Consider the following 1,268-nt stretch of genomic DNA (forward strand, 5'->3'; position numbering starts at 1 on the left):
GGGGCTGGTGCACGAGTAGGTGACATCTGATCTGGCTTGCCCTGCCGGGCGGCCTGGAAGGATGCCAGCTGTGCCCAAGCCCTATCCCCAGGAGTTCCGCGACGACGTTGTCCGCGTCGCCCAGAACCGTGAAGACGGTGTGACTCTCGAACAGATCGCTGCCGACTTCGGTATCCACCCGATGACCCTGAACAAGTGGATCCGCAAGGCCGACGTGGAGGCCGGGATCAAGCCCGGCACCACGTCGGCCGAATCGCGTGAGCTGCGCGAGGCCAAGCGGCGTGTGCGCCTGCTTGAACAGGAGAACGAGGTCTTACGCCGGGCGGCGGCGTACCTGTCCCAAGCGAATCTGCCGGGAAAAGGTGGTACCCGCTCGTGAGTGAGCTGGCCGCTGACGGCATCCCCGTCACGGTGGCGTGTCGGGTACTCAAGATCGCTCGCCAGCCCTACTACCGGTGGCGCAAGAACCCGATCACCGACGCCGAGCTCGCCGAGGCGTACCGGGCCAACGCCCTGTTCGACGCCCACCGCGAAGACCCGGAGTTCGGCTACCGCTACCTCGCCGACGAGGCCGAAGCCGCAGGCGAGAAGATGTGCCGGCGGACGGCGTGGCGGATCTGCTCCGCCGGCGGCTGGACCAGCACCATCAGCAAGAGAGGCCGCGGCAAGCACCGCAAGGCCGGCCCGCCTGTACACGACGATCTCGTCAAGAGAGACTTCACCGCGCCCGGCCCCAACGAGCTGTGGCTGACCGACATCACCGAGCACTGGACGGCCGAGGGCAAGCTGTACCTGTGCGCGATCAAGGACGTCTACTCGGGCCGGATCGTCGGGTACTCGATCGACTCGAGAATGAAGTCCCGCCTGGCCGTGGCCGCCCTGAACAGCGCTGTCGCCAGGCGAGGGGACGTGGCCGGCTGCGTTCTGCACAGCGATAGAGGGTCTCAATTTCGTTCGAAGAAGATGCAGAAGGCCATCACCCGGCACGGCATGCTCGGGTCGATGGGCAGGGTCGGTGCGTGTGGTGACAACGCGGCGATGGAGAGCTTCTTCTCGCTGCTACAGAACAACGTCCTCGACCGTCGATCCTGGGCCACCAGAGACGAGCTCCGGGCCGCCATCGTGCACTGGATCGAACGGACCTACCACCGCCGCAGACGACAGGACCGCCTCGGCAGATTGACCCCCATTGAATTCGAGACCATCATCAACCACGAGGCCCCTCAGGCCGCGTGACTAACCCTGTCACCTATCCGTGCACCAGGCCC

1 protein-coding gene is annotated in these 1,268 nt (G+C 65.7%); it reads left to right on the top strand.

Going from position 1 to position 1,268, the window contains the following annotated elements:
- Positions 1–70 precede the first annotated feature (70 nt).
- A protein-coding gene (locus BJF87_RS23745; protein WP_085948641.1) for an IS3 family transposase occupies positions 71–1,236 on the top strand; the annotation gives its coding sequence in 2 pieces (ribosomal slippage) (positions 71–355 and positions 358–1,236; 1,164 coding nt in all).
- Positions 1,237–1,268 lie beyond the last annotated feature (32 nt).

The organism is Gordonia sp. CNJ-863 (assembly GCF_001942325.1).
GTDB classification, from domain to species: Bacteria; Actinomycetota; Actinomycetes; order Mycobacteriales; family Mycobacteriaceae; genus Gordonia; species Gordonia alkanivorans.